The organism is Microbulbifer sp. JSM ZJ756, assembly GCF_044383805.1.
In the GTDB taxonomy this organism is placed as follows: domain Bacteria; phylum Pseudomonadota; class Gammaproteobacteria; order Pseudomonadales; family Cellvibrionaceae; genus Microbulbifer; species Microbulbifer zhoushanensis.
Genome location: NZ_JBISER010000009.1, coordinates 203,893 through 226,715, shown reverse-complemented (window position 1 = coordinate 226,715; position 22,823 = coordinate 203,893). Strand labels below are relative to the sequence as shown.

General features: G+C 63.2%; 23 protein-coding genes. 10 read left to right on the top strand and 13 right to left on the bottom strand.

Translation table 11 applies throughout. From position 1 onward, the window contains the following. Positions 1–129 precede the first annotated feature (129 nt). The 8 genes from ACH6CX_RS15250 to ACH6CX_RS15215 all read left to right on the top strand — a co-directional run bounded on the left by ACH6CX_RS15250 (position 130) and on the right by ACH6CX_RS15215 (position 10,844). The gene (locus ACH6CX_RS15250; RefSeq protein ID WP_091507849.1) at positions 130–1,164 is read left to right on the top strand and encodes a rod shape-determining protein; all 1,035 of its coding nucleotides are present in this window, start codon (positions 130–132) and stop codon (positions 1,162–1,164) included. A 67-nt stretch (positions 1,165–1,231) separates the two neighbouring features. Further along, a complete protein-coding gene (gene mreC, locus ACH6CX_RS15245) occupies positions 1,232–2,074 on the top strand; it encodes a rod shape-determining protein MreC (protein ID WP_255701183.1) in 843 nt (280 codons plus the stop codon). Then, on the top strand, positions 2,061–2,540 hold the full coding sequence (mreD, locus tag ACH6CX_RS15240; protein WP_237063411.1) for a rod shape-determining protein MreD: 480 nt from the start codon (positions 2,061–2,063) through the stop codon (positions 2,538–2,540). The genes mreC and mreD overlap by 14 nt, the downstream gene beginning before the upstream one ends. A gap of 131 nt (positions 2,541–2,671) precedes the next feature. After that, positions 2,672–3,283: a Maf family protein gene (locus ACH6CX_RS15235; protein WP_396675779.1), complete on the top strand. Its 612-nt coding sequence runs from the start codon at positions 2,672–2,674 to the stop codon at positions 3,281–3,283. Further along, entirely contained in the window at positions 3,280–4,767 is a 1,488-nt protein-coding gene (rng, locus tag ACH6CX_RS15230; RefSeq protein WP_232941250.1) for a ribonuclease G, read from the top strand. Before ACH6CX_RS15235 ends, rng begins: the two co-directional genes overlap by 4 nt. Positions 4,768–4,866: 99 nt before the next feature. Further along, complete coding sequence (locus ACH6CX_RS15225) at positions 4,867–9,201, top strand: YhdP family protein (RefSeq protein ID WP_232941251.1); 4,335 nt, start codon at positions 4,867–4,869, stop codon at positions 9,199–9,201. Positions 9,202–9,262: 61 nt separating this feature from the next. Further along, the gene (gene msrB / locus ACH6CX_RS15220) at positions 9,263–9,802 is read left to right on the top strand and encodes a peptide-methionine (R)-S-oxide reductase MsrB (RefSeq protein ID WP_232941252.1); all 540 of its coding nucleotides are present in this window, start codon (positions 9,263–9,265) and stop codon (positions 9,800–9,802) included. A gap of 181 nt (positions 9,803–9,983) precedes the next feature. After that, positions 9,984–10,844: a hypothetical protein gene (locus ACH6CX_RS15215; RefSeq protein WP_232941253.1), complete on the top strand. Its 861-nt coding sequence runs from the start codon at positions 9,984–9,986 to the stop codon at positions 10,842–10,844. Between the two features lie 124 nt (positions 10,845–10,968). On the opposite strand, the gene yjgA is transcribed toward ACH6CX_RS15215, so the two are convergent. The 13 genes from yjgA to ACH6CX_RS15150 form a co-directional block, all read right to left on the bottom strand. Continuing rightward, complete coding sequence (gene yjgA, locus ACH6CX_RS15210) at positions 10,969–11,490, bottom strand: ribosome biogenesis factor YjgA (protein WP_237063406.1); 522 nt, start codon at positions 11,488–11,490, stop codon at positions 10,969–10,971. Positions 11,491–11,562: 72 nt separating this feature from the next. Next, a complete protein-coding gene (mgtE, locus tag ACH6CX_RS15205; RefSeq protein WP_370636675.1) occupies positions 11,563–12,930 on the bottom strand; it encodes a magnesium transporter in 1,368 nt (455 codons plus the stop codon). Positions 12,931–13,042: 112 nt separating this feature from the next. Further along, a complete protein-coding gene (locus ACH6CX_RS15200; RefSeq protein WP_232941255.1) occupies positions 13,043–13,312 on the bottom strand; it encodes an HPr family phosphocarrier protein in 270 nt (89 codons plus the stop codon). Positions 13,313–13,339: 27 nt separating this feature from the next. Continuing rightward, positions 13,340–14,200 carry an RNase adapter RapZ gene (rapZ, locus tag ACH6CX_RS15195; protein ID WP_232941256.1) on the bottom strand — a complete coding sequence of 287 codons (861 nt, stop codon included), beginning with the start codon at positions 14,198–14,200 and terminating at the stop codon, positions 13,340–13,342. 175 nt (positions 14,201–14,375) lie between these two features. Next, the gene (gene ptsN, locus ACH6CX_RS15190) at positions 14,376–14,837 is read right to left on the bottom strand and encodes a PTS IIA-like nitrogen regulatory protein PtsN (RefSeq protein ID WP_232941257.1); all 462 of its coding nucleotides are present in this window, start codon (positions 14,835–14,837) and stop codon (positions 14,376–14,378) included. Positions 14,838–14,840: 3 nt separating this feature from the next. Next, the gene (gene hpf, locus ACH6CX_RS15185; protein WP_232941258.1) at positions 14,841–15,134 is read right to left on the bottom strand and encodes a ribosome hibernation-promoting factor, HPF/YfiA family; all 294 of its coding nucleotides are present in this window, start codon (positions 15,132–15,134) and stop codon (positions 14,841–14,843) included. Positions 15,135–15,361: 227 nt separating this feature from the next. Beyond that, entirely contained in the window at positions 15,362–16,837 is a 1,476-nt protein-coding gene (locus ACH6CX_RS15180) for an RNA polymerase factor sigma-54 (RefSeq protein WP_396675774.1), read from the bottom strand. 192 nt (positions 16,838–17,029) lie between these two features. Continuing rightward, complete coding sequence (gene lptB / locus ACH6CX_RS15175; RefSeq protein ID WP_232941260.1) at positions 17,030–17,755, bottom strand: LPS export ABC transporter ATP-binding protein; 726 nt, start codon at positions 17,753–17,755, stop codon at positions 17,030–17,032. A gap of 86 nt (positions 17,756–17,841) precedes the next feature. Further along, positions 17,842–18,405 carry a lipopolysaccharide transport periplasmic protein LptA gene (gene lptA / locus ACH6CX_RS15170; protein WP_396675771.1) on the bottom strand — a complete coding sequence of 188 codons (564 nt, stop codon included), beginning with the start codon at positions 18,403–18,405 and terminating at the stop codon, positions 17,842–17,844. Continuing rightward, positions 18,392–18,958, bottom strand: coding sequence for an LPS export ABC transporter periplasmic protein LptC (lptC, locus tag ACH6CX_RS15165; protein ID WP_237063402.1), 567 nt, complete (start codon positions 18,956–18,958; stop codon positions 18,392–18,394). The genes lptA and lptC overlap by 14 nt, the downstream gene beginning before the upstream one ends. Beyond that, positions 18,958–19,509 carry a KdsC family phosphatase gene (locus tag ACH6CX_RS15160; protein ID WP_396675769.1) on the bottom strand — a complete coding sequence of 184 codons (552 nt, stop codon included), beginning with the start codon at positions 19,507–19,509 and terminating at the stop codon, positions 18,958–18,960. The genes lptC and ACH6CX_RS15160 overlap by 1 nt, the downstream gene beginning before the upstream one ends. A 43-nt stretch (positions 19,510–19,552) precedes the next feature. After that, entirely contained in the window at positions 19,553–20,524 is a 972-nt protein-coding gene (locus ACH6CX_RS15155) for a KpsF/GutQ family sugar-phosphate isomerase (protein WP_232941264.1), read from the bottom strand. Between the two features lie 54 nt (positions 20,525–20,578). Beyond that, the gene (locus ACH6CX_RS15150) at positions 20,579–21,544 is read right to left on the bottom strand and encodes a calcium/sodium antiporter (RefSeq protein WP_396675767.1); all 966 of its coding nucleotides are present in this window, start codon (positions 21,542–21,544) and stop codon (positions 20,579–20,581) included. A gap of 289 nt (positions 21,545–21,833) precedes the next feature. Between ACH6CX_RS15150 and ACH6CX_RS15145 the strand changes: the two genes are divergently transcribed. Together ACH6CX_RS15145 and ACH6CX_RS15140 are read left to right on the top strand one after the other, a co-directional pair. Beyond that, the gene (locus ACH6CX_RS15145) at positions 21,834–22,490 is read left to right on the top strand and encodes a phospholipid-binding protein MlaC (protein ID WP_237063396.1); all 657 of its coding nucleotides are present in this window, start codon (positions 21,834–21,836) and stop codon (positions 22,488–22,490) included. Positions 22,491–22,580: 90 nt separating this feature from the next. Then, positions 22,581–22,814: a BolA family protein gene (locus ACH6CX_RS15140; RefSeq protein ID WP_232941267.1), complete on the top strand. Its 234-nt coding sequence runs from the start codon at positions 22,581–22,583 to the stop codon at positions 22,812–22,814. The last annotated feature ends 9 nt before the right edge of the window (positions 22,815–22,823 follow it).

The window sequence follows — 22,823 nt, the reverse complement described above, 5'->3', positions numbered from 1 at the left end:
TCGGATAATGCGGCCCGGAACTCAGAATTATTCGCGCTGACTAAATAAGCTTTACACAGCATGCTTGAGTCTGCGCTGACAGCGCCCGCCCGGGGCGCCGTTGCTATTAGTACAAGGTAATCGAATTCCATGTTTAAACGTTTGCGGGGCATGTTCTCCAGTGATCTCTCCATCGACCTGGGAACCGCCAACACGCTGATCTACGTGCGCGATCGCGGGGTCGTGCTCGACGAACCCTCCGTCGTTGCCATTCGCCACTACAACGGCCAGAAAATTGTCGAGGCCGTCGGTGTCGAGGCCAAGCGCATGCTCGGCCGGACCCCGGGCAATATCACTGCCATTCGCCCGCTCAAGGATGGTGTGATCGCCGATTTCCAGGTCACCGAGAAAATGCTGCAGCACTTCATCAAGAAAGTGCATGAGCACAGCTGGATGCGCCCCAGCCCGCGTGTGCTGGTGTGTGTGCCCTGCCAGTCCACCGAGGTGGAACGCCGTGCGATCCGCGAATCGGCCATGGGCGCCGGTGCGCGCGAGGTCTGGCTGATTGAGGAGCCCATGGCTGCGGCCATCGGTGCCGGCCTGCGCGTGGAGGAGGCCAGCGGCTCCATGGTGGTGGATATCGGTGGTGGCACTACCGAGATCGCCATCATCTCCCTCAACGGCGTGGTTTACTCCGATTCCGTGCGGATCGGCGGTGACCGCTTCGATGAGGCGATCGTGAACTATGTGCGCCGCAACTACGGCAGCGTGATCGGCGATGCCACTGCCGAGCGCATCAAGGAAGAGATCGGCTGTGCCTACGCCGGTAGCGAGGTGCGCGAGATTGACGTGCGTGGCCGCAACCTGGCCGAGGGCGTGCCGCGCAGCTTCACCCTGAATTCCGACGAGATCCTCGAGGCCCTGCAGGAGCCCCTGACCGGTATCGTGCAGGCAGTTAAGAGCGCGCTGGAGCAGTCCCCGCCCGAGCTGGCTTCCGATATCGCCGAGCGCGGTATGGTGCTGACCGGTGGCGGTGCGCTGCTGCGCGACCTGGACCGCCTGCTGATGGAAGAGTCCGGCCTGCCGGTGATCGTCGCCGACGACCCCCTCACCTGCGTTGCCCGCGGTGGCGGCAAGGCACTGGACATGATGGACAAGAGCCGCCTGTACCTGGTGTCGAACTGAGTTCGGCACCCCTTGTACCCGATATCGATAACAACAAAGCAAACTGACCTGTTAATGGGGGTTACCCATTAAACCGCTATTTACCCGCGGCCCGTCGCCGGAATCCCGCATCCTGGTCCTGGGCCTGGTGGCGGCCGCGCTCATCGTCGTCAATATCTATACCGACTGGTTGCAGCCGGTACGCGACCGCGTGGCCAGCCTGGCGGAACCCTTCTACTGGATTACCGATGCGCCCGCCCGGATGGGCGAGTGGGCCGGGGACCAGTTGCGTTCGCGCGATGAGCTGGAGGAGGAGAACAGCCGCCTCCGGCGCCAGGTGTTGCTGCTGGAGCAGCGCAGCCAGCTGCTTGCCGCCGCCAGGGCGGAAAATACCCAGCTGAAGGAATTGATGAACTCCGCCGAGTCGGTGGATGAGCGGGTGCTCGTTACCGAGATTATCGGCGTGTCGCCGGACCCCCTGGAGCATGTGCTGGTGATCGACAAGGGGCGTGATGACGGCGTGCGCCTGGGTACCCCGATCATGGATGCCAGCGGCCTGCTGGGACAGGTGATCGAGGCGGGCCCCGGTGCCAGCCGCGTCCTGCTGATTACCGACGCCAGCCACGCCCTGCCGGTGCAGGTGCTGCGCAACAGTGTGCGCGCTGTGGCCGAGGGCACCGGTGATCTCTACCGCCTCAAGCTGCGCCATGTGGCCAATACCAGCGACGTGCGGGAGGGTGACCTGCTCCTGAGTTCCGGCCTGGGGGGGCGCTTCCCGTCGGGCTACCCGGTGGGCGAGGTGATTTCCGTCGAGCGGGATCCCGGTCGCGCCTTCGCCGATGTGGAGGTGCAGCCGCGCGGCCGCATGAACCGCAGTCGTTTCGTGCTGGCGGTGATCACCGAAGGGGATGAGGCCGTTGGAACCGAATAATCGCTGGTTTATTGCCGCGACGGTGCTGGTGGCCCTGTTGCTTTCGGTGATGCCGCTGCCGTACCAGTGGCTCTGGTTCCGGCCCGCCTTCATGGCGCTGCTGGTGATCTTCTGGATCAACCGCATGCCACAGAGCCTGGGGGTGGGGTTTGCCTGGCTGGTCGGGCTGCTGGAGGATTTCGTCACCGGCTCGGTGCTGGGTACCCACGCCCTGGCGCTCGGGGCGCTGGCCTATTTCAGCCTGCTGACCTACCAGCGCACCCGCGCCTTCAACCCGGCCCAGCAGCTCATGTGGGTGTTTGTGCTGGTGGGTATTCACCAGGTGGTGGGCAACTGGGTACACAGCCTGGCGGGTAAGCCTGTGCCCGGCCTGACTTTTCTCTGGCCGGCACTCACCACAGCCCTGCTGTGGCCACTGGTCACGCCCTGGCTCGACCGCATGGCCGGTCGCCTGCAGGTGCGCTGAAGCCCGTAGAAACCGGGGTGCGTGAACCGGCCTCCACGTCACATTTTTGGTTAAGTCCGGTAAAGAAATGCTCATTTTTCGAGCGATACCGCTATAATCAGCGGCTGATTCACCAACAATAAAGCAGTACCGTGCCAGATACCGCCGAACACAGCAGATTGATCCTTGCTTCCGGCTCCCCGCGCCGCGCGCAATTGCTGGCGCAGATTGGGGTGCCGTTCACCCGGGCCAAGACTGACGTTCCCGAAGTCAGGGCTGCCGGGGAGGCACCCCGCGACTATGTCCTGAGGCTGGCGTGCGAGAAGGCTGCGGCCGGATTTGCCGCCCAGGGCGATGCCGGGACCTGGGTCCTGGGGGCGGATACCGTGGTTGTGTCACGTGAAAATGTTCTGGAAAAACCCCGGGACTTCGATGATTTTCGCTGCATGATGGCGACACTTTCAGCTTCCGAGCACTCGGTGCTCACCGCCATCTGCCTCTGCCGGGGCGATCGCAGCCTGAGCCGGGTGGAGGAAACCCGGGTGCGCCTGCGCCCGCTGCGCGACGATGTAGTCGAGGCCTACTGGGAGACCGGGGAGCCTGTCGACAAGGCCGGCGGTTACGGTATCCAGGGCCTGGGTGCGGTGCTGGTTGAGGCCATCAGTGGCAGCTACAGCAATGTGGTGGGCTTGCCCCTGGAGGCGCTGGTGCCGATGCTCGAAGAAACCGGAATCCCATACTGGCAGGCCGGGGAGGCATCTTGAGCGAGGAACTGCTGATCAACGTAGCTCCCACCGAAACCAGGGTGGCGCTGGTGGAAAACGGTGTGCTGCAGGAGGTCTACCTGGAGCGCAGTGCGCGCCGCGGTATTGTCGGCAATATCTACAAGGGCAAGGTAGTGCGCGTGCTGCCGGGCATGCAGGCGGCGTTCGTCGACATCGGCCTGGAGCGCGCCGGCTTTATCCACGCCTCCGATATCGCCCCCCTGGACGAGGAGGGCATGGAATCACGCGAGGCCGAGGTGGCGGACATCCGCGCACTGGTGCGCGAGGGCCAGTCACTGGTGGTGCAGGTGGTCAAGGATCCGATCAGCACCAAGGGCGCGCGCCTCACTACCCACCTGAGCGTCTCGGCCCGCTACCTGGTCTACATGCCCCAGACCCGCCATATCGGCATTTCCAACCGTATCGAGGACGAGGGCGAGCGCGAGCGCCTGCGGGAGCTGGTGGAGCAGGCTGCGGCCAAGCTGGCGGACGAGGGCCAGTCCGGCGATGGCGGCTTTATCCTGCGCACTGTTGCCGAGGGCGTCAGTGAAGAGGAGCTGCTGCGGGATATCCCGTTTCTTTACAAGCTGTGGTCCGAGCTGGAACAGCGTATCCGCTCGCGCCCGCTGCCCTCGGTGATTTACGAGGACCTGCCCCTGTTCATGCGCGCCCTGCGCGACCTGGCCCGCCCGCACACGGAAAAGATCCGTATTGATTCGCGCGAGGCCCACGTCCGCGCGGCGGAATTTTCCGGCAAATACGCCCCGGAGATCGCCGGTCGCCTGGAGCACTATCCCGGCGAGCGCCCGCTGTTCGACCTCTACGGTGTCGAGGAGGAAATCCGCAAGGCGCTGCAGAACAAGGTGACCCTGAAGTCCGGTGGCTACCTGATCGTTGAACAGACCGAGGCGATGAGTACCATCGATGTGAATACCGGTGCGTTCGTGGGGCACCGGAACCTGGAAGAGACCATCTTCAAGACCAACCTGGAGGCGGCCACTGCCATCGCCCGCCAGCTGCGGCTGCGCAACCTGGGCGGCATCATCATCATCGACTTTATCGATATGAAAGAGGCCGAGCACCAGCGCCAGGTGCTGCGCACCCTGGAGAAATCCATGGAGCGCGACCACGCCAAGACCAGTATTACCGGGGTGTCCGAACTGGGCCTGGTGGAAATGACACGCAAGCGCACGCGGGAATCCCTGGGGCAGATCCTCTGTGAGCCCTGCCCGGTGTGCGAGGGCCGCGGCACCCTGAAAAGTGCCGAGACGGTGGTGTACGAGATTTTCCGCGAGATCATTCGCGAGGCCCGGGCCTATGACAGTGAAAAGATCATGGTGCTGGCCAGCCAGGTGGTGATCGACCTGCTCCTCGATGAGGAATCGGCCAACGTCGCCGACCTGGAGGAGTTTATCGATCGCCCGATCCAGTTCCAGGTGGAGCCCATCTACAACCAGGAGCAGTACGACATTGTTCTTGTCTGATGCCCATTGCCGCGCCCGCCCGAGTTGCGTCTTCGCGCCCACCGGCGCGATGGCCGCTCCCGGGCGCCTGCCTGCAGGCGGGCTGCGGGGGGGGCGCCGATGATGGGTGCGGTGCGCTGGCTGGCGCGGAAGTTCTGGTTACTGACCGTCAGTGTGGTAATCCTGCTGGCGATAGTGGTACAGACCGGGCGCATGCTGTCGCCGCAGGTGGAGCAGTACCGTCCGCAGATCAGTGCATTGCTGTCAGAGCGCCTGGGTGCGCCGGTGCAGATGGATCGCATTGCCCTGCGCTGGGAGGCGCTCGAGGTCGCGCTGCAGCTCGACGGGCTGCGCCTGGGGGAGAACGGTGAGGTGCATATGGGCTACGGCCTGTTCCACCTCGACCTGCTTGCCAGCCTGTGGAATCGCGAGCTGGTATGGAAGAACCTGCAGGTGCACGACTTCTCTGCACAGCTGAACCGTATCGGCCGCGGCAACTGGCATGTGCACGGTTTCCCCGCGGCCCTGCAGGACGCCGACACCGATGGCGCGGTTACCGGCGAGCGTCTCGGGGACCCGGCACGGATTTTCCAGCTGGGCCCCAAGGTGCAGGTCCGCAATGCCAATATCACCCTGCAGCTTGCCGATGGGCAGCGGGCCCGCATCAGCCTGCCGCAGGTACTTCTGGAGAACAGTGGTGCATTCCACCGGTTGAGCGCGCGTGCCTTTATTGCTGACACCAATGAAGCCGACTCTGCGAATACCGATTCCCCTGCCAACGCACAAAACCTGCCGGTGGCCAAGGCCCCTGCGGGTACCGAGACACTCCGATTGATCCTGGAGGGACGCGGCAACCCGCGTGATCGAGAGCACTTCACCCTCAATGGCTACCTGCAGCTGAATGAGCTGCAGGTGAATGACGACACCGTGGCCCTGTTGCAGCAGCTGACCCCGGTCCCCGAGCGCTACCACTGGCAGGGCAGGAAGATAGCCCGCGGCAACCTGTGGCTGCGCAGCGACAGTGAGGCCGGCTACCGCCTGCGCGGGCGCCTCGACCTGTTGCAACTGGAGGGGGAGCTGGCAGCTGGCCGCGATGGCAGCGGGACCCCAGAAGTACATGGGGATCAAACCGGGCAGGGTGATCCGGGCGCGGGCGAAGCTGAAGCCGTGGCGGGCACGCTGGACCCGCTGCGCTCGCTGGGTGGCGACATTTCCGGCCAGTGGCTGCCTGGCGGACAGTGGCGACTCGCCCTGCAGTCCATCGAGCTGGATTGGCGCGATGTCGCCATGCCGGCCCTGAACATCCAGGCCAGCGGCGGTGACGGCGAGGGTGTCCAGCTCTCCCTCGACTACCTGGAGCTGGAGGCCTGGAATCGTATCCTGTCACGCCTGCAGTTGCTGCCGGAAAAGGCCGGGACCTGGCTGGAAGCACTGGAGCCCACCGGCGCCCTGGAAAACCTGCGCTTTGGCCGCGACAGTGACGGGCTGGTATCACTTCGTGCCAACCTCCGCGACATACGGGCCGCTGCCCATAAGGCCGCCCCGGCCGTGGAGGGCCTGGACGGTTACCTCCAGGTGCGCGGTAGTGATGGAGAACTGCAGCTGGCGGGTGATGGGGACCTGCGGTTGCACTTCCCGAAGCTCTACGAACAGGCCTTCAGCTTTGCCCGTGCCCGCGGTACCGTCGCCTGGCATGTCGACAAGGAGAATAATTCCGTACAGGTCAACTCCGGCCCCCTGGAGCTCGAAAGTGAAGAGGGCGCGATCCGCGGCCAGTTCCTGTTGCAGCTGCCGTTTGAGGCGCATACGCGGGCAGCACAACTGACCCTGGCGCTGGGCCTGCGTGACGCGCCTGTCTCTGCCCAGGCGTCACTGGTGCCCTACACCGTCAGCGAGTCCCTGCGCGAATGGCTGGACCGTGCGCTTGGTGAGGAAAACCCCGGCCGGGTGGCGCGGGCCGGTTTCCTCTATCGTGGTTATGGCTATGGTGAGGGCGAGAACGCTGACCTGCTGGCCCTGGGCGAGCGCCAGGAACGCCAGACCGTCCAGCTGGCCGCACAGCTGGAACAGGGACGCATCGACTACCTGCCTGGCTGGCCGGCGGCTCGGGAGGTGGACGCGCACCTGGCAATCAACGATGGCCACGTGATGGTCAACGCCGGGCGTGCCCGGCTCTGGAATATCGATGCCCGCGATATCGAGGTGGGCGTTTCCCCCGATCCGGCCGGGCAGGGCGCGCTACTCGGTGTCCGTGCCAGCCTGGCGGGCCCCGCAGCCGATGGCCTGCGCCTGCTGCAGGAGTCCCCGTTGCGTGAGAAACTCGGTGATGGCTTTGACGACTGGCGCCTGGGCGGACAGATGCAGGGCCACCTGACCCTGTCGCAGCCTCTGGGCGGGGCAGATATTGAGCCGCGCCAGCGGGTCGACCTGGAACTGGCAGGCGCTGACCTGCATATGGACGACACCCGCCTGGTGATCCAGTCCCTGTCCGGGAATATGCACTATGACAGCGAGGCTGGCCTGGAGGGGTCAGCCCTCAGTGGGCGCCTCTGGGGGCGGCCGCTGAGGGCCAGCATTCACCACCAGGGCGAGGGGGAAAACCGGGATACCCAGGTCGTGGTGAGTGGTCGCAATACCACCCAGGCCCTGCGTGAGTGGACCGGCCGGCCCGAGCTTGCCTGGCTCGAGGGCGAATTCGACTACCGCACCCTGGTGACCATCCCGGCTCCGGTGAAAGACAAGCCCTATCGCGCGATCGTGGAAGTGACATCGGACCTTGAAGGGGTCGCCGTGAACCTGCCGCCGCCACTGGGCAAATCCGCAGAGCAGGCGTCGGAGCTGGTGCTGCGGGTGCCGATTGGAAAGCAGGGCAGCCTCTACAACCTGGAGTATGGCGAGCACCTGGCCGCGCGCTTCTGGAAGGTCGAAGGTGCGGTGGAGCGCGCCGCTATCGCCCTGAATGCCGAGGCCAGGTTGCCCAGCGAGCGGGGCCTGTCGATCAGCGGTGACGTGTCCGAGGTGGATTTCCCCCACTGGCGCCAGTTACTCAAGATTTACGACACGACGCCAGAGCAGCCCGCTCCGGAAGACGGGACGGTACAGCGCCCGTTGCCACTGATGCTGGACCTGAGTACCGACCGGCTCAAGCTGGGCAAGACCGATATCAGCCATATACATATTCGTGGGCGCGGGCTGGGTTCCAGCTGGGAACTTGATTTTGACAGTGAAACTGCCGCGGGGCACCTGAGCGGTGTACTCAATGCAGAGACCCCGCTGACGCTGGAGCTGGATCACCTGCGCCTGCCCGGCAAGTCCGGTGAAGAAGGCGAGGCCAAGGCCGGCGCGGCAGTCGAAGCGACCGCTGCCCCGGCCGGGACGGGGGCGCCAGTTGCTGACCCCTGGGCCGGGTTCGAATTTGCTGACCTGCCGGCGCTGGATTTCAGTACCGACAAACTCTATCTCGGCGACGAGGATTTCGGCCGTTGGTCGTTCAACCTGCGCCCGTCCGCGCAACGCCTGGTGGTCAGTGATATCCGCGGCGCCGCACGGGGCATCCGCGTCGAGGGGCGCGGTGAGGGGGACAACCGCCTCGGCGCCCAGCTGATGTGGATGCGCGATGAAGAAGGCAGGGATTCCTCCCAGTTTATCGGCCGCCTGAGCGCCGGCGACCTGGCCGGGGTGCAGCGCGCCTGGGGACAGGAGCCGGTGATCGAGAGCGAGTCAGCCAATTTTGATACCGCCCTGCGCTGGGACGGCTCGCCGGCACAGGTGGCGGCGGATGCGCTGACCGGCGACCTGGAAATCGATATCCAGGATGGTCGTTTCCTGCGCGCCACAGATAACGCCGGCTCGGCCCTGCTACGACTGCTGTCACTGTTCAATTTCGATACCTGGGCACGTCGGCTGCGACTGGACTTTTCCGATCTCTACCAGAGCGGCATGGCGTTCGACCGGGTGCGGGGCGAGGTATTTTTCGAGGGGGACGGGAGCCTGCTGATCGCGGTGCCGATCCAGGTGGAGGGCCCCACCAGTGAGCTGCAGATGGCGGGGCGGGTCAACCTGAAACGCGAGGACCTCAACCTGACCCTGGTGGCCACCCTGCCGGTGGGCAATAACCTGGCGCTGGTGGCGGCACTGGCTGGCGGCCTGCCCGCCGCCGCAGGGGTTTACCTGATCAGTAAGGCGTTCAAGAAGCAGGTCAACAAGATGGCCAGCGTCAGTTACCGTATCAGCGGTGACTGGTCAGAGCCCCAGGTGCGGTTCGACAAGCTGTTTGATGGCGATGGCGCCGAACGCCAGGGCGCCGAAGAGGCGGGGTTCCAGCGTCCCCCGCCCTCCGAGAAGCGCCCCGAGCCTGAAGGCCCGGCTCCCGGGCCAGAGACCGAAGCGGTGTCCGGTTCGCCCCCTCCCGCTACCGGTGAGGGCGAGGGTGACGAACGGACAGGTGTAATCTGAACACCGGATCTCCGACTAAAAGTGTAAGACCATGGAGTTCTGCACAGAGAGGAGAATAGATATGCACAAGCGCCTGTTGGGAACTGCGTTGCTGGCAATGGTCATCGGCCTGCCGGCCTGCACTGAGGCCGATGAAAAACGTGCCACCAACGAGGAGATGACCGTGGCCGAGGCCCGCGCGAATATCGAGGCGGGTACCAACCTGTCGACGATACCGGATTCCGCCTGGAAACAGATCCTGTCACCGGAGCAGTACGAGGTGCTGTGGGAGAAGGACACCGAGCGGCCCTTTACCGGCAAATGGCTGGAGAACAAGGCCGAGGGCACCTATGTCAGTGCCGGGTGTCGCCTGCCGGTGTTCAGTTCAGAGCACAAGTACAAGTCGGGAACCGGCTGGCCCAGCTTCTGGGACGTGGCCCACCCGGAAAATGTAATCCTGAAAGAGGATTACAGCTGGGGCATGAAACGCACCGAAGTACTGTCGAAATGCGGTGAACACCTGGGACATGTCTTTAAAGACGGCCCGCCGCCTACGGGGCTCAGGTACTGCCTGAATTCACTGGCCCTGGATTTTGTCCCGGCGGTTGAAAAAACCGAATAATTGTTCGATATTGTGTTTTGCGGCTCTGCCGTGCGGCACCGCCACCCTGCAGCTGTGGGGAGGGCGGTGCCGGCAGGATGTATCGATTCGAGTGCGAGGTTCCCGGACCCGTGTCCCGCAGGCGTCGGTGCGCGGTCAGGCAGAACCGATGCAGAACAATAATCAATAGAGGTTCGAGCTGATGTCCGAGGTGGCCACATTGGGTGGGTTTTCCGTCAACCGCTACGCCCTGTTCCGGGTGTTTAAATACACCATTTACCTGTTGCTCGCGTACAACGTCTACGCGTTCTTTGTTGAGAATCACGCTGCTGCCGGGGCGGTATTTGCCGACGGTGTGCAGCTGGGCCGTATTATTGAGGCCTACAACGACTCTATCGATACCCTGGCGTGGGTGTTGCTGCTGCTGGTTTTTGAGCTGGAAACCTTTGTCCTGGCAGATGACAGGATCCGTGGCGGCGTGAAGTGGGCCCTGAACGGCGTGTCCGCTTTCTGTTACCTGTTTATCGCCTATTCCTTCTACGGCTATGTGGCCGAGATGGCGTCGCTGACACACCTGCTGCCGGTATCCGAATCTGCCTGCCAGCTGGCGGCCAGTGGTGGCTGGCAGTTGGTGGTGGGCCAGGATGACTATGTCGCCCTGACCGCCCAGAACTGTGCCGCGCTGGCGGACACCCAGGTACTGCGACTGGCTGATGCCCAGGTCCTGGGTGCGGTGTCTACCTGGAACGAGATCAAGTGGCTGGCCTGGACTGACGTGATCAATGCCGGTGCCTGGCTGCTGGTAGTGGTGATCCTTGCCTTCGACGTATGGCTGCAGCTGCGTCATGAGCTGTCCAATGCCATCATGCGTTACTCGCAGGTGATCAAGGCTGTGCTGTATTTCACCCTGCTGCTGTGTGCCATCTACTGGGGGATCAACGGCAGCTTCCTGGACTTCTGGGATGCCTTCCTGTGGCTGGTGGCCTTCTTCTTCATCGAGCTGAACCTGTTCGAGTGGCAGGCCGAGACCGCCGCCGAGAAAACCGGCCAGAGCGCCGCCTGAGTGAGTGATAGGGCCGGGCGATCAGCCGGGCGATCAGAAGGATCGCCCCTACAGGTCTGGTAGCGTCAGCCTCGCTTCAGGACCAGCATACGCTTAGGGGCGGACCTTGTGTCCGCCCTTCCCGTCACTGGCTGTTCTGCTCCTGCATGAAGAAGTCGCGCAGGTAACGGAACAGCTTGCGCTGCTGGGTGGGGGGCTTCTGCTTGTCCCGCTCGCGCAGGGAGTCGCGCACCAGCTGCCGCAGGTGCTGGTGGTCGGCGTGGGGATGTTGGTCGAAGAAATCACTCTGTGCCTGTTTGCCATCGTCCAGCAGGCGCTTGCGCCAGTCCTCCGCCATACGGTCAAACCGTACGTGCAACTGGTCTCGCTCGTGGAAGCGTGCCAGAGCTTCCTCAATCGCTTCGCGGTCGGCGCCCCGCATCAGCTTGCCGATGTACTGCATCTGGCGCCGGCGGGCCTCGTTGGACTTGATCCGGTGCAGGGTGGCGATCGCTTCGCGGATATCCTCATCCAGCGGCACTTCCGCCAGTTGTGCCTTGCCCATCTCGGTCAGCTGGCGCCCCAGGTCCTGCAGTTCATGCATCTCCTGCTTGACCCGGGTTTTGCTCTTGGGCTGGTCCTCATCGAAATCGTCGTATTCTTGCATTCTGGTATTCCAGCTAATTCAGGCGCCGCGGGGCCGGTACATGGTTATATCCGCTACCAGCCGGGTGGGCGCTCAGGCGTAAAACAGGGTGGCGAGCCCGAGGAAGGACATAAAGCCCACCACATCGGTAACAGTAGTCAGCGCGACCCCGCCGGCCAGTGCCGGGTCGATGCGGATGGCGCGCAGTGCCACCGGCAATATGGCGCCGGCAATGGCTGCGGTGATCAGGTTGATTACCATCGCGGCGAGGATGATCACTGCGATGGTGATGTCGTCGAACCAGAGGGCGGCAATCACGGCCATTGCCACGGACCAGAGCAGCGCATTGAGCACCGCGGAGCCGAGCTCCCGCGTCAACAGCCAGCTGAGGTTGCTGCGCCCGATCTGGCCCAGGGCCATGCCGCGGATCACCACGGTCAGGGTCTGGCTACCGGCAACGCCACCCATGCTGGCCACGATGGGCATCAGTACAGCCAGCGCCACCACCTTGTCGATGGTGCCCTGGAACAGGTTGATGACCCAGGACGCGAGCAGGGCGGTAAGCAGGTTGATACCCAGCCAGACCGCCCGCCGCGGGGCAGTGCGGCGCACGGTGGCGAAGGTGTCCTCTTCCTCGTCGAGACCGGCCATGCTCATCAGTGAGTGGTCGGCATCCTCGCGGATCACGTCAACCACGTCGTCAATGGTAATACGCCCCAGCAGGCGGTTGTTGTCATCCACCACCGGCGCGGTAATCCAGTCGTATTTCTCAAACAGCCGCGCCACCTCGGTATCGGGAAAGTCCGCTGGAATGGGCTCTACATCGGTGTTCATCACCTCGCGCACGGTGACCGAGGGATCGGTGGTAAGCAGCCGCGAGAGCGGCAGCAGGCCAATGTACTGGTCCCTGCGGTTGACCACGAACAGGGTGTCGGTGGAGGGCGGCAACTGCTCGTGGCGGCGCAGGTAGCGAAACACCACGTCGAGGGTCAGGTTGGGACGCACGGAAATGGTATCCGTGTCCATCAGGCCGCCGGCGGTCTCCTCATCGAAGGCCAGCACCCGCTCGACTCGCAGGCGATCGGCCTCGGTCATGGCGGCGAGCACCTCGCCCATGACCCGCTCGGGGAGTTGCTGCAGGATATCGGCGACGTCGTCGGCGTCGAGGCCCTCCATCGCAGCGACCATTTCCTCGGTGTCCATGGTGGCGAGGATCTGGCTTTTCACCTCGTATGACAGCTCGGGCAGCACCTCGCCTTCGACCTCGGGGTCGACCAGTTTCCAGAGCACCTGGCGAATCCGGGGTGGGGAGCTTTCCAGCAGCTGGGCAATACTCTGCGGCGACAGGGTGTGCAGCATGCGCTGCACCTCGCGGCCGGTGCCACTGTCCAGGGCGGCAAACAACTCACTGAGCTGGTTCTGCGCGCGGAACTGGATTTCAGCTGGTGGCGGGTTGGACACGGCGTTTCCTTACTGCACTGAGAGGTTCGGGGTCGGGCGGCGTTCGGGGGCCGCAGGGAGGGGATTTTATGCCTATCGGTGCCGTGCTGCCAGCGGGGCAGTGGGCGCGGGATTACTCGCCCTCGCCAAAGCGGTCGTTGATCAGGGTGGTGATGGCTTCCAGTGCGGCTTCCTCATCGCCACCTGTGGCCTCCAGCTCCAGTTCCACTCCCTTGCCCGCGGCCAGTAGCATCAGTGCCATTACGCTCTTGCCGTCGACGCACTTGCCCTGGCAGTGGACGCGGATGTCAGCGGAAAACCGGGCTGAGGTCTGCGCGAACTTGCTGGCGGCGCGGGCGTGGAGGCCCAGCTTGTTGATGATGGTCAGGCGGCACTTCTGCATGGCGGTGTCGCGTTCTCCGTCTATACGTTACGGCTGCTGTTCGCGATGGCGAACCTGGATATTATCGAATTGGCCGGCAAACGTCCTGGCCAGCTGCTCAACCATGTATACGGAACGATGGCGACCGCCGGTGCAGCCGACAGCGACACAGGTATAGCTGCGGTTGCTCTGCTGGTAGGAGGGCAGCCAGCGCCCGAGGAAGCTGGTAATGTCCCGCTGCATCTCGCCGGTTTCCTCGTGGGAACGCAGGAATTCAACCACTTCCGGGTCCAGGCCGGTCTTATGGCGCAGTTCGGCAACCCAGTAGGGGTTGGGCAGGCAGCGCAGGTCAAACACCAGGTCCGCATCAACCGGTACCCCGTGCTTGAAGCCGAAAGACTGGAACAGGATCGCCATGCCAGGAGAGTCGCGCCCGACAACCCGGGTCTTAACCTGGTCGCGCAGCTGGTGCAGGCTCAGGCTGCTGGTATCGATCACCAGGTCGGCCATGCCGGCCAGCGGGGCCAGTAATTCCTTTTCCCGGTTCAGGGCTTCCAGCAGGTGGGTGCGGTTGTCGCTGAGCGGGTGCTTGCGCCGGGTTTCACTGAAACGCTGGACCAGCACGGGAGAGCGCGCGTCCAGGTATATGACGTCGCACTGGATGCCGCTTTCGCGTAATTCATCGATAACCCGGGGTGCCTGTTGCACGTCCTGCCAGAGGTTGCGGGCATCGATCCCCAGGGCCAGCCGGGCGCTCTCCACACGCGGCTGCTCCTGGACCCTGCGCACGAGCTCCGGCAGCAGGCTGGCGGGCAGGTTGTCGATACAGTTGAAGCCGACGTCTTCCAGCAGTTGCAGGGCTGAACTCTTGCCGGAGCCGGAGCGGCCGCTGATGATCACCAGGCGCATAAGTTTCGAGGTCCGTTTCGTAATGTTTGATCGACTGCCGGCCGTTTGCTACCTGCCCGGGCAAGAGCTACCGGCGGGCTCCCGGTCGCATTGGCCAATGATCCGCCATTGCGGCGTCCGGCACAACGATAACGGATGTTTGTGAAGGATCGCAGTGGGACGGCGCTGGTGTGCTTCAGGCTGCGGCAGCGCTGTCGATGGCCAGGGCGTAGAGCTCGTCGCTGGAGTCCGCCTGGCGGAGCTTCTCCCTGACCCTGCTGTCGTTAAACAGGGCGGCGATTTCCGCCAGGGTGTCCAGGTGTTCCTGCTCCGCGTTTTCCGGCACCAGCAGGGCGAATAGCAGGTCGACCGGCTGGCGGTCGGCAGCATCGAAATCGATCGCCGGCTCAGTGGTGCACAGTACACCAATGGCCTCCTGGCAGCCCGGCAGGCGGCAGTGGGGGATGGCGACACCATCCCCGATGCCGGTGGAGCCCAGCCGCTCGCGCGCGATCATCTGGTTGAAAATCGTGTCTGCGTCCAGGTGTGGATACTGCTCGGCTATCGCCTGGGCAATATTCAGCAAGAGCTTCTTTTTGCTGCTGCCCGCCACCCGGCAAAGGCTGAGGCTGGGCGAGAGTAATGCTTCCAATGTCATAGCTTAACGATGGGCTCGCAACTTCTCTTTGTGTTTTATCAGCTGGCGATCGAGCTTGTCCGTGAGGGCGTCAATTGCCGCGTACATATCATCCGCTTCCGAATCCGCAAAGATCTCCCGCCCATTGACGTGAAACAGTGCCTCGGCGCGCTGTATTTCTTTCTTTTCCATTGACAGGGTTACCTGTCCCGTCGTGATCAGGTCATTGTGGTGGGAGAGTTTATCCAGTTTTTCGAGACAATAATCGCGAAGGGCTGAAGTCACTTCCAGGTGGCGGCCACTGATGTTGACTTGCATGGAATTCTCCTGTTCGAGTGCATCGAAAGCGCGGTTTGAACCGGCAGCACCCCCTGTCAGGGCGGCAACCCTACTAGGAAGTACGCCAGATTGGAAGGATACACTCAAACTTGAGGTATTGGTTGCGGGCCGCGTGGGATTGCATGCCCGGCAAGTGGTGGTGACCGTATTTTCCGATGGGGTCAGGTTGCGCCGCTAGGGCCCGGTTGGCGGGGCCTGCAGTGGTCTCAGATCAGGCGCTTGCGCTCACTGGAAGAGGGTATGCCCATGGATTCGCGATATTTGGCGACCGTGCGGCGGGCAACCTTGATTCCCTGGTTGGCCAGCTCCTGGGTGATCTTGTTATCGGACAGGGGCTTGCGTGGCTGCTCGGCGTCGACCAGCTTGCGGATCAGTGCGCGGATCGCGGTAGACGAGGCATCCTCACCGGAATTGGTGCTGACGTGGCTGGAAAAGAAGTATTTGAGCTCAAAGACCCCGCGGGGTGTGAACATATACTTTTGCGTGGTGACCCGTGAAATAGTGGACTCGTGCATGCCCACGGTTTCAGCAATATCCGCCAGCACCATGGGTTTCATTCCCTCGGGGCCCTGCTCGAAAAAGCCCTGCTGTTTCTCGACGATGCTCGAGGCCACCTTGAGCAGGGTCTCATTGCGGCTCTGCAGGCTCTTGAGGAACCAGCGTGCCTCCTGCAGGTGATCGCGCAGGAAGTTGTTATCGGCGGAGTTGTCCGCGCGTTTGATCATGGAGGCATAACCGGCATGGATGCGCAGGCGCGGGGTGGTTTCCGGGTTCAGCTCCACCTGCCAGCGTTGCTGGCGCCGGGTTACGATCACATCCGGTACGACATATTGCGGCTCATCGCTGCCAAAGGCCTCGCCCGGGTGCGGGTTGAGTGACTGGATCAGCCGCATCACTTCACCCAGTTGGGCCTCATTCAGCCGGGTGCGGCGCCCCAGCTGGCGAAAGTCGCGTTTACCCAGCAGGTCCAGGTGCAAGTCGACGATGGCCTGGGCCTCGGCGAGCCAGGGGGTCTCGGCGGGCATCTGCAGCAGCTGCAGCAGCAGGGACTCGCGCAGGTCGCGCGCCGCACATCCGGCGGGCTCAAACTGCTGGATGGTTTTCAGGACCGCCAGGATTTCATCCTCACCGACCTCCAGCGCCTCGGCCAGCTCCGCCAGTGGCGACTGCAGGAAGCCCCGGGTATCGATCGCGTCGATCAGGGTTTCAGCAATCAGTTTGTCGTGCCGGGAGAGTGGGGTGAGGTTCAGCTGCCACAGCAGGTGGTCGTGGAGGCTTTCGGAGGTGGCATTGCGCTGCTCCAGCAGGTTGTCCTCGCCGGTCGGGCCGCTGTAGCTGCCACCGCTGTAGATGTCATCCCAGTGGGTATCGACCGGCAGGTCGTCGGGAATGTCGTTGTTCCATTCGCTCTCGCTCGCGGCATCTGTACCGGATTCGCTGGCGCTGGCCGTGCGGTCATCGGGCCCGGGGGTCGGGTGATCCTCGCCCTTGGCCTCATCCGCGGAGGCTTCATGTTCGCCATGCTCCCCGGTATCGGTCTCCAGCAGCGGGTTGCTGTCCAGGGCCGACTGGACCTCCTGTTGCAGGTCGAGCGTCGACAGTTGCAGGAGGCGAATCGCCTGCTGCAGCTGCGGGGTCATCGTCAGCTGGGTGCCGAGCTTGAGCTGGAGGGATTGCTTCATACAGGGTAGAGAACCGCTAGAACGAAATATTCTTCCGAATTTCGATAAGGCGGCAGACTAACCTGCTGTGGGCGCGATTACAAGCAATAAGTGTGCCGAAAATGATGACCGTATTGCCTCCGCCGGCGATGGAGGTGACAGATATGCAGATTGCCCCCTCTGCCTAGGACGGTTTTCGGCGCCCGGTCCGCATCAGATGGTGAATTCGTGGCCCAGGTAAACCTCGCGTACCTGCTGGTTGGAGAGCACCTCATCCGGTGCGCCGGCGGCGATGATGTGGCCTTCGCTGACGATATAGGCGGTCTCACAAATGGACAGGGTCTCGCGCACGTTGTGGTCAGTGATCAGGACGCCAATGCCACGCTGGCGCAGGTGCTGGATGATCTGCTTGATATCGTTGACCGAAATGGGATCGACGCCGGCAAAGGGTTCGTCGAGCAGGACGAATGCCGGATCGGTGGCCAGGGCTCGCGCAATCTCCACCCGGCGTCGCTCGCCGCCGGACAGGGACATGCCCAGGCTGCCGGAGATATGGGTGATATTGAATTCGTTCAGCAGCTCATCGGCCCGCTCCTGCCGCTGCGCCCGGGTAAGGTCCTTGCGGGTCTCGAGGATGGCGAGAATGTTGTCGCGGACGCTGAGGCGGCGAAATACCGAGGCCTCCTGCGGCAGGTAGCCGATGCCCTTGCGGGCCCGGCCGTGCATGGATAACCGCGTGATGTCTTCTTCATCGATCAGCACCTGGCCCGCGTCCGCGCGCACCAGGCCGGCGATCATGTAGAAGCAGGTGGTTTTGCCGGCCCCATTGGGGCCCAGCAGGCCCACGACCTGGCCGCTCGATACGCTGACGGATACGTCCCGTACGACTTTGCGCTTCTTGTACTGTTTGGCGAGGTGTAACGCCTGTAGCGTTGGCATACTGAATTCCTGCTGGGCGCGAGATGCCGTGGCGGCATCCCGCGCTGGATCTGGGGATTGCGAGGCGCGGCCCCGGTGGGAAGGGGTTACTGGCCTTCCGTCGAATCCTTGTTATCTTCTGCGCTGTCGGCCGGGGCTGTCCCTTCGGGCTTGCGCTCCGGTTTCCAGATCATCTCGACCCGGCCGTCGCCAGATTGGCCCTGGGCCTGCATTTTTTCGCTGTTGAGGTCATAGTCGATCCGCTCTGCGGCCAGGGTGTTGCCGTCACGGTCCACGTGGGCGTTGCCAGTCAGCTGCAGTTCGTCGGAGTTGACCTTGAACTCGATGCGGCGCGCGCGGGCCTTGACCAGGTTCTGGCTCTGTTGCATCTGTTGCTGGAAGTGGGCCGGATTGCCGGTGGCGATGACGCGGCGGATCTCCCCTTCCGGGTTGCCGTGTACTTCCACGCGATCGGCGCGGATCTGCAGCGAGCCCTGGGTGATGACCACGTTGCCGCTGTAGACCGACAGGTTCTTGCCGCGGTTGGCTTCCAGTTTCTGCGCATTGACCTTGACCGGCTGTTGGCGGTCGGCCGGCAGTGCTGTGGCGTGCATTCCCGGCAGCAGTAGCGTAGTAGCTGCCAGGGCGCACAGGAAGTTATTGAGTTTCATAGGTGCTTTCCACCTCGGAGAGTATCTCTACCCGGTCTTGTTTCAGGAAGGCGCGCAGGCCTTTTCCCTGCGTCCGGTTCGGGCCGGCGGCAATAGTAACAAGTTTGTCTGTTTCCGCGTATTCCTGGCGGGGCTTGATGGTGATTTTCTCGGTATCCAGTACGATGCCGCCGGGCTCCGGGAGTTCATTGATATGCACGTCGCCACGCAGGACCACCCGTTCGCCATTGTTAAAGGCCACCCCGGTCCGTGACTCCGTGCGCCACTTGGGTTGGTCTCCCTGGAAAAACAGGATGCGTGGCTCCTTCAGGTTGGCGCGGTCACTGCGGGCATACTGGAAGAAAGTAATCCGCTCCGCGTCCACCCGATAGGCCAGGTTGCCCTCCAGGTTAAAGTGGCGTGTGCGTGCATCGCGGATCACCAGGTCCGGGGCGCGTTTGTGCTGTTTCGGGGTCGGGCGCTTGCCCAGCAGCTCCGGGGGTGGGCTCTCGGCGAACCAGGCGGCGACGCTGATCAGGGCCACGATCACAAACAGGGGGAGCCAGGTCCGCATCAGCACTCCCCGATATACGGTGCCAACGCGGCGGCGAAGGTGCCCTGGACATGCATAATGCGGTCGCAGACCTCGCGTACTGCGCCTTCACCGCCGCGGCTGCTGGTGACCCAGATCGCCCGCTCACGCACCGGTGATGCGGCATTGGGGACCGAGATGGGGCAGCCGATGCGAGTCATTACCAGCAGGTCCGGGTAATCATCACCGACATAGGCAATGTCCTCCAGTCGGCAGCTGTCCCCGTCGAGCAGCTCCTGCAGGGCGGCAAACTTGTCTTCGCGACCCTGGATCAGTTTGTGGATGCCCAGGTCGTGGGCCCGGCGCTCCACCACACTGCTGCGACGCCCGGTAATGATTGCCACCTGGACGCCGGACTTTTGCAGCATCTTGATGCCGTGGCCATCCAGCGTATTGAAGGTTTTCAGTTCATTGCCGCTGTTGTCGAAATACAGGCGGCCATCGGTGAGGACGCCATCGACGTCCAGGACCAGCCAGCGCACCTGCGCCAGTTTGCGGTCGATTTTCTCTTGCTGCTTTTCGCTGGAGCTCACAGTTTCTTGTCCTTCTCTCATTCAGTCGCAGGCAGTCGTGGGATCAGATTACGCCGGCGCGCAGTATATCGTGCATATGCAGCAGGCCGATGGGGTGGCGGGCGCTGTCTTCCACCACCAGCGCGGTGATCTTGTTATCTTCCATTATCCGCAGTGCCTCGGCGGCGAGGGTGTCGGCGGAGACTGTTTTCGGGCGCCGGCTCATGACCACGTCCATGGTGGCCTTGTCCAGTTCCACTTTCTGGTCGATTACCCGGCGCAGGTCGCCATCAGTAAATACGCCCAGCAGGGTGCCCTTGTTATCCACCACCGTGGTCATGCCGAAGCCCTTGCTGGTCATTTCCAGCAGGGCCTTGGATAGCGGGGTTTCCGGCGAGACCCGGGGCAGCTCCTCGCCGGCATGCATTACATCTTCTACTTTCAGCAGCAGTCGCCGGCCCAGCGCGCCGCCCGGGTGGGAGAAGGCGAAGTCCTCGGCGGTAAAGCCGCGCGCCTCCAGAAGGGCCACGGCCAGGGCGTCGCCCATCACCAGGGTGACGGTGGTTGAGGAGGTGGGAGCCAGGTTGAGCGGGCAGGCCTCGGTCTCCACCGAGATGTCCAGGTTGACTTCAGCGGCCTGGGCCAGCGGAGAGTCGGCCTTGCCGGTCATGCTGATCATGGGGATGCCCAGTCGCTTGAGCAGTGGCAGCAGGGTCAGCACCTCGGCCGAGGAGCCCGAATTGGAAATGGCGATCACCAGGTCCTCGCGGGTGATCATGCCGAGGTCGCCGTGGCTGGCTTCGCCCGGGTGCACAAAGAAACTGGGTGTGCCGGTGCTGGCCAGGGTGGCGGCAATCTTGTTGCCGATATGGCCGGACTTGCCCATGCCGGTAACGATGGCTCGCCCGCGGCATTGCAGGATCAGCTCACAGGCGCGCTTGAAGCCCTCGTCGATACGGTTTTCCAGTGCCGCGACGGCCTCGTTTTCCATCAACACGGTGCGACGGCCGGCTTGCAGTATCAGGTCCTGGGTCATTGTGAATCTCTGTTTACAGCTCAATCAATTGTAGGAATTCCGGGGTGCCCTGTTTCAGTTGTGGAACAGGAGCCAATAGTAGCCGCAGTAGCTCGCCAGCAGCACGATGCCCAGTGTGCGGCCCAGGCGTGCCCGTGTGGGCCTGCGCCAGAGACTGGCGCTGACCGCTGCCACCAGCAGCAGCGTGACCGCCAGCATGGCGAGATAATCGCGGGAGAATACCTCAATCTCCATCTGGATGCTGGCAATGGCGCCAGGCAGTGCCATGACCGCGAGCAGGTTGATGATGTTGGAGCCGATGATGTTGCCCAGCGCCAGGTCGAAATGCCCCTTGATCACGCTTGCCAGTGAGGCGGCCAGCTCGGGCAGGCTGGTGCCCAGCGCGACCACCGTGAGACCGATCACGAGGGGGCTGATGCCGGCCGCCAGGGCGAGGTGATGCGCGCCCCAGACAAGGATTTCCGAGCTGAGCAGCAGGGCTGCCAGGCCGATGGTGAACAGGGCAAAGCCGCGGGCTGTGGTGTAGGCCTGGATGTCCAGGTCCTCTTCCTCCGGGCCGTGGTGGCGCTTCTTGAAGTGCACCGTCAGCCACAGCAGCGGCGGGATCAGGCCCAGCATGACCAGGCCCTCTGTACGGGACAGGTAGCCATCAGCCAGGACCAGGCCCGCGAGGCCTGTGACCGCCAGTAGCGCGGGGATTTCGTGGCGCAGCAGGTGCGGCTGGGCGGGGAGGGGGGCGACCAGCGCGGTGGCGCCCAGCACCAGGCCGATATTGGCCAGGTTGGAGCCCAGTGCATTGCCGACGCCGATTTCGCCGGCACCTTTGAGGGCGGCACTGCCGGCGACCATGATTTCCGGGGCTGAAGTTCCCAGTGAGACAATGGTGAGCCCGATCACCAGCTTGGAGAGCCCCATCCGAAGTGCCAGGGCTGCGCTGCCGGCGACAAACCGATCGGCGCTCCAGATGAGCCCGGCTGCGCCACCGAGGACGGCAATCACCGCCAGCCAGACTTGCGGCATGCTAACCTCTTGTTATCGGGAAGAGTTGCATCAGGCGCCCATCCATGTACCAAAGCGAGGCCTCTGTCACTGATTTCATGTCATTACATCGCCCCAACTTGGGCCGCGGCCATGGTATAGTCTGCCGCCGTCACTGTCAGCTCCGTCCTCTTTGTCCGTGTGGTTCAGTGATCGGGTGACGACGGGGTTGCGCTGGCCGTAGGCAGGATGCTGCGGGAGCCAGATGGTCGTATGGCACTTTTTGCCGCCACGTGCGTCCAAGGATCGATTTGCCAATGGGAGATTATTTGTGAGCTTCTCTATGAACAACGCCCGCCAGAGCTTTACCCGGCGTGCCCGCCTGGTCCTGTGTGCCCTGCTGGTTGCAGCCTGGACCCCGTTCGCCAGTGCGGCCCAGGATCCCTACGCCATGATCGAGGGGGTTTCCCAGAAGCTGCTGGGTGTGATTCGCGCCAATGCGCAGTATATGAATTCCGATCCGCAGCGTTACTACAGTGCGGTGGACAGTGTCCTCGAGCCGGTGGTGGATTTCAACTTCATTGCCCGCGGTGTTATGGGGCGCTACGCCAAGCAGTCCACCACCGCCCAGCGCTCGCGCTTCACCAGTGCCTTCCGCAAGGACCTGGTGGCAACGTTCGCCCGCGGTGTGGCCAGCTTTGGTGATATGGAGGTGCGCGTGGTCAACCCGGGCACGCCGGTGTCAGGCCGCCGTGTGAATGTATTGCAGGAGGTGCGCAGCCAGGAGGGGATCACCAAGGTGTCCTATACGCTGGTGCGCAATCGCGCCGGCCAGTGGAAGCTGATCAATGTGATCCTCAATGGTGTGAACCTCGGAAAGACTTTCCGCAGCCAGTTTGCCCAGGCGATGCAGACCCACGAGGGTGATATCGACAAGGTGATTGCCAACTGGTCCGCGGCGGACAATGTCGCCAACCAGGTCGGTTAACCAGCAGATTCCCGGTGGGTGCGGCGGAAAGCTGCACCCGCCCACCGATTTCAGTACACTGCCGCTTTTCAATTCCAAGTTTCCCCGCCTATGCAACCTGAAGAAATCAAGGCCCTGATCGAAGGGCATATTCCCGATAGTCATGCCGATGTCGCATTCGAGGGCAGCCACCTGATGGTTACCGTCGTGAGCGCCTCTTTCGAGGGGTTGAGCCGGCTAAAAAAACAACAGTTGGTCTATGGTGCGCTCGGTGAAAAGATCGCCGATGGCACCCTGCACGCCGTGCAGATGCAGACATTGACGCCGGCAGAAGCCGGTAAATAGGACCGCGGT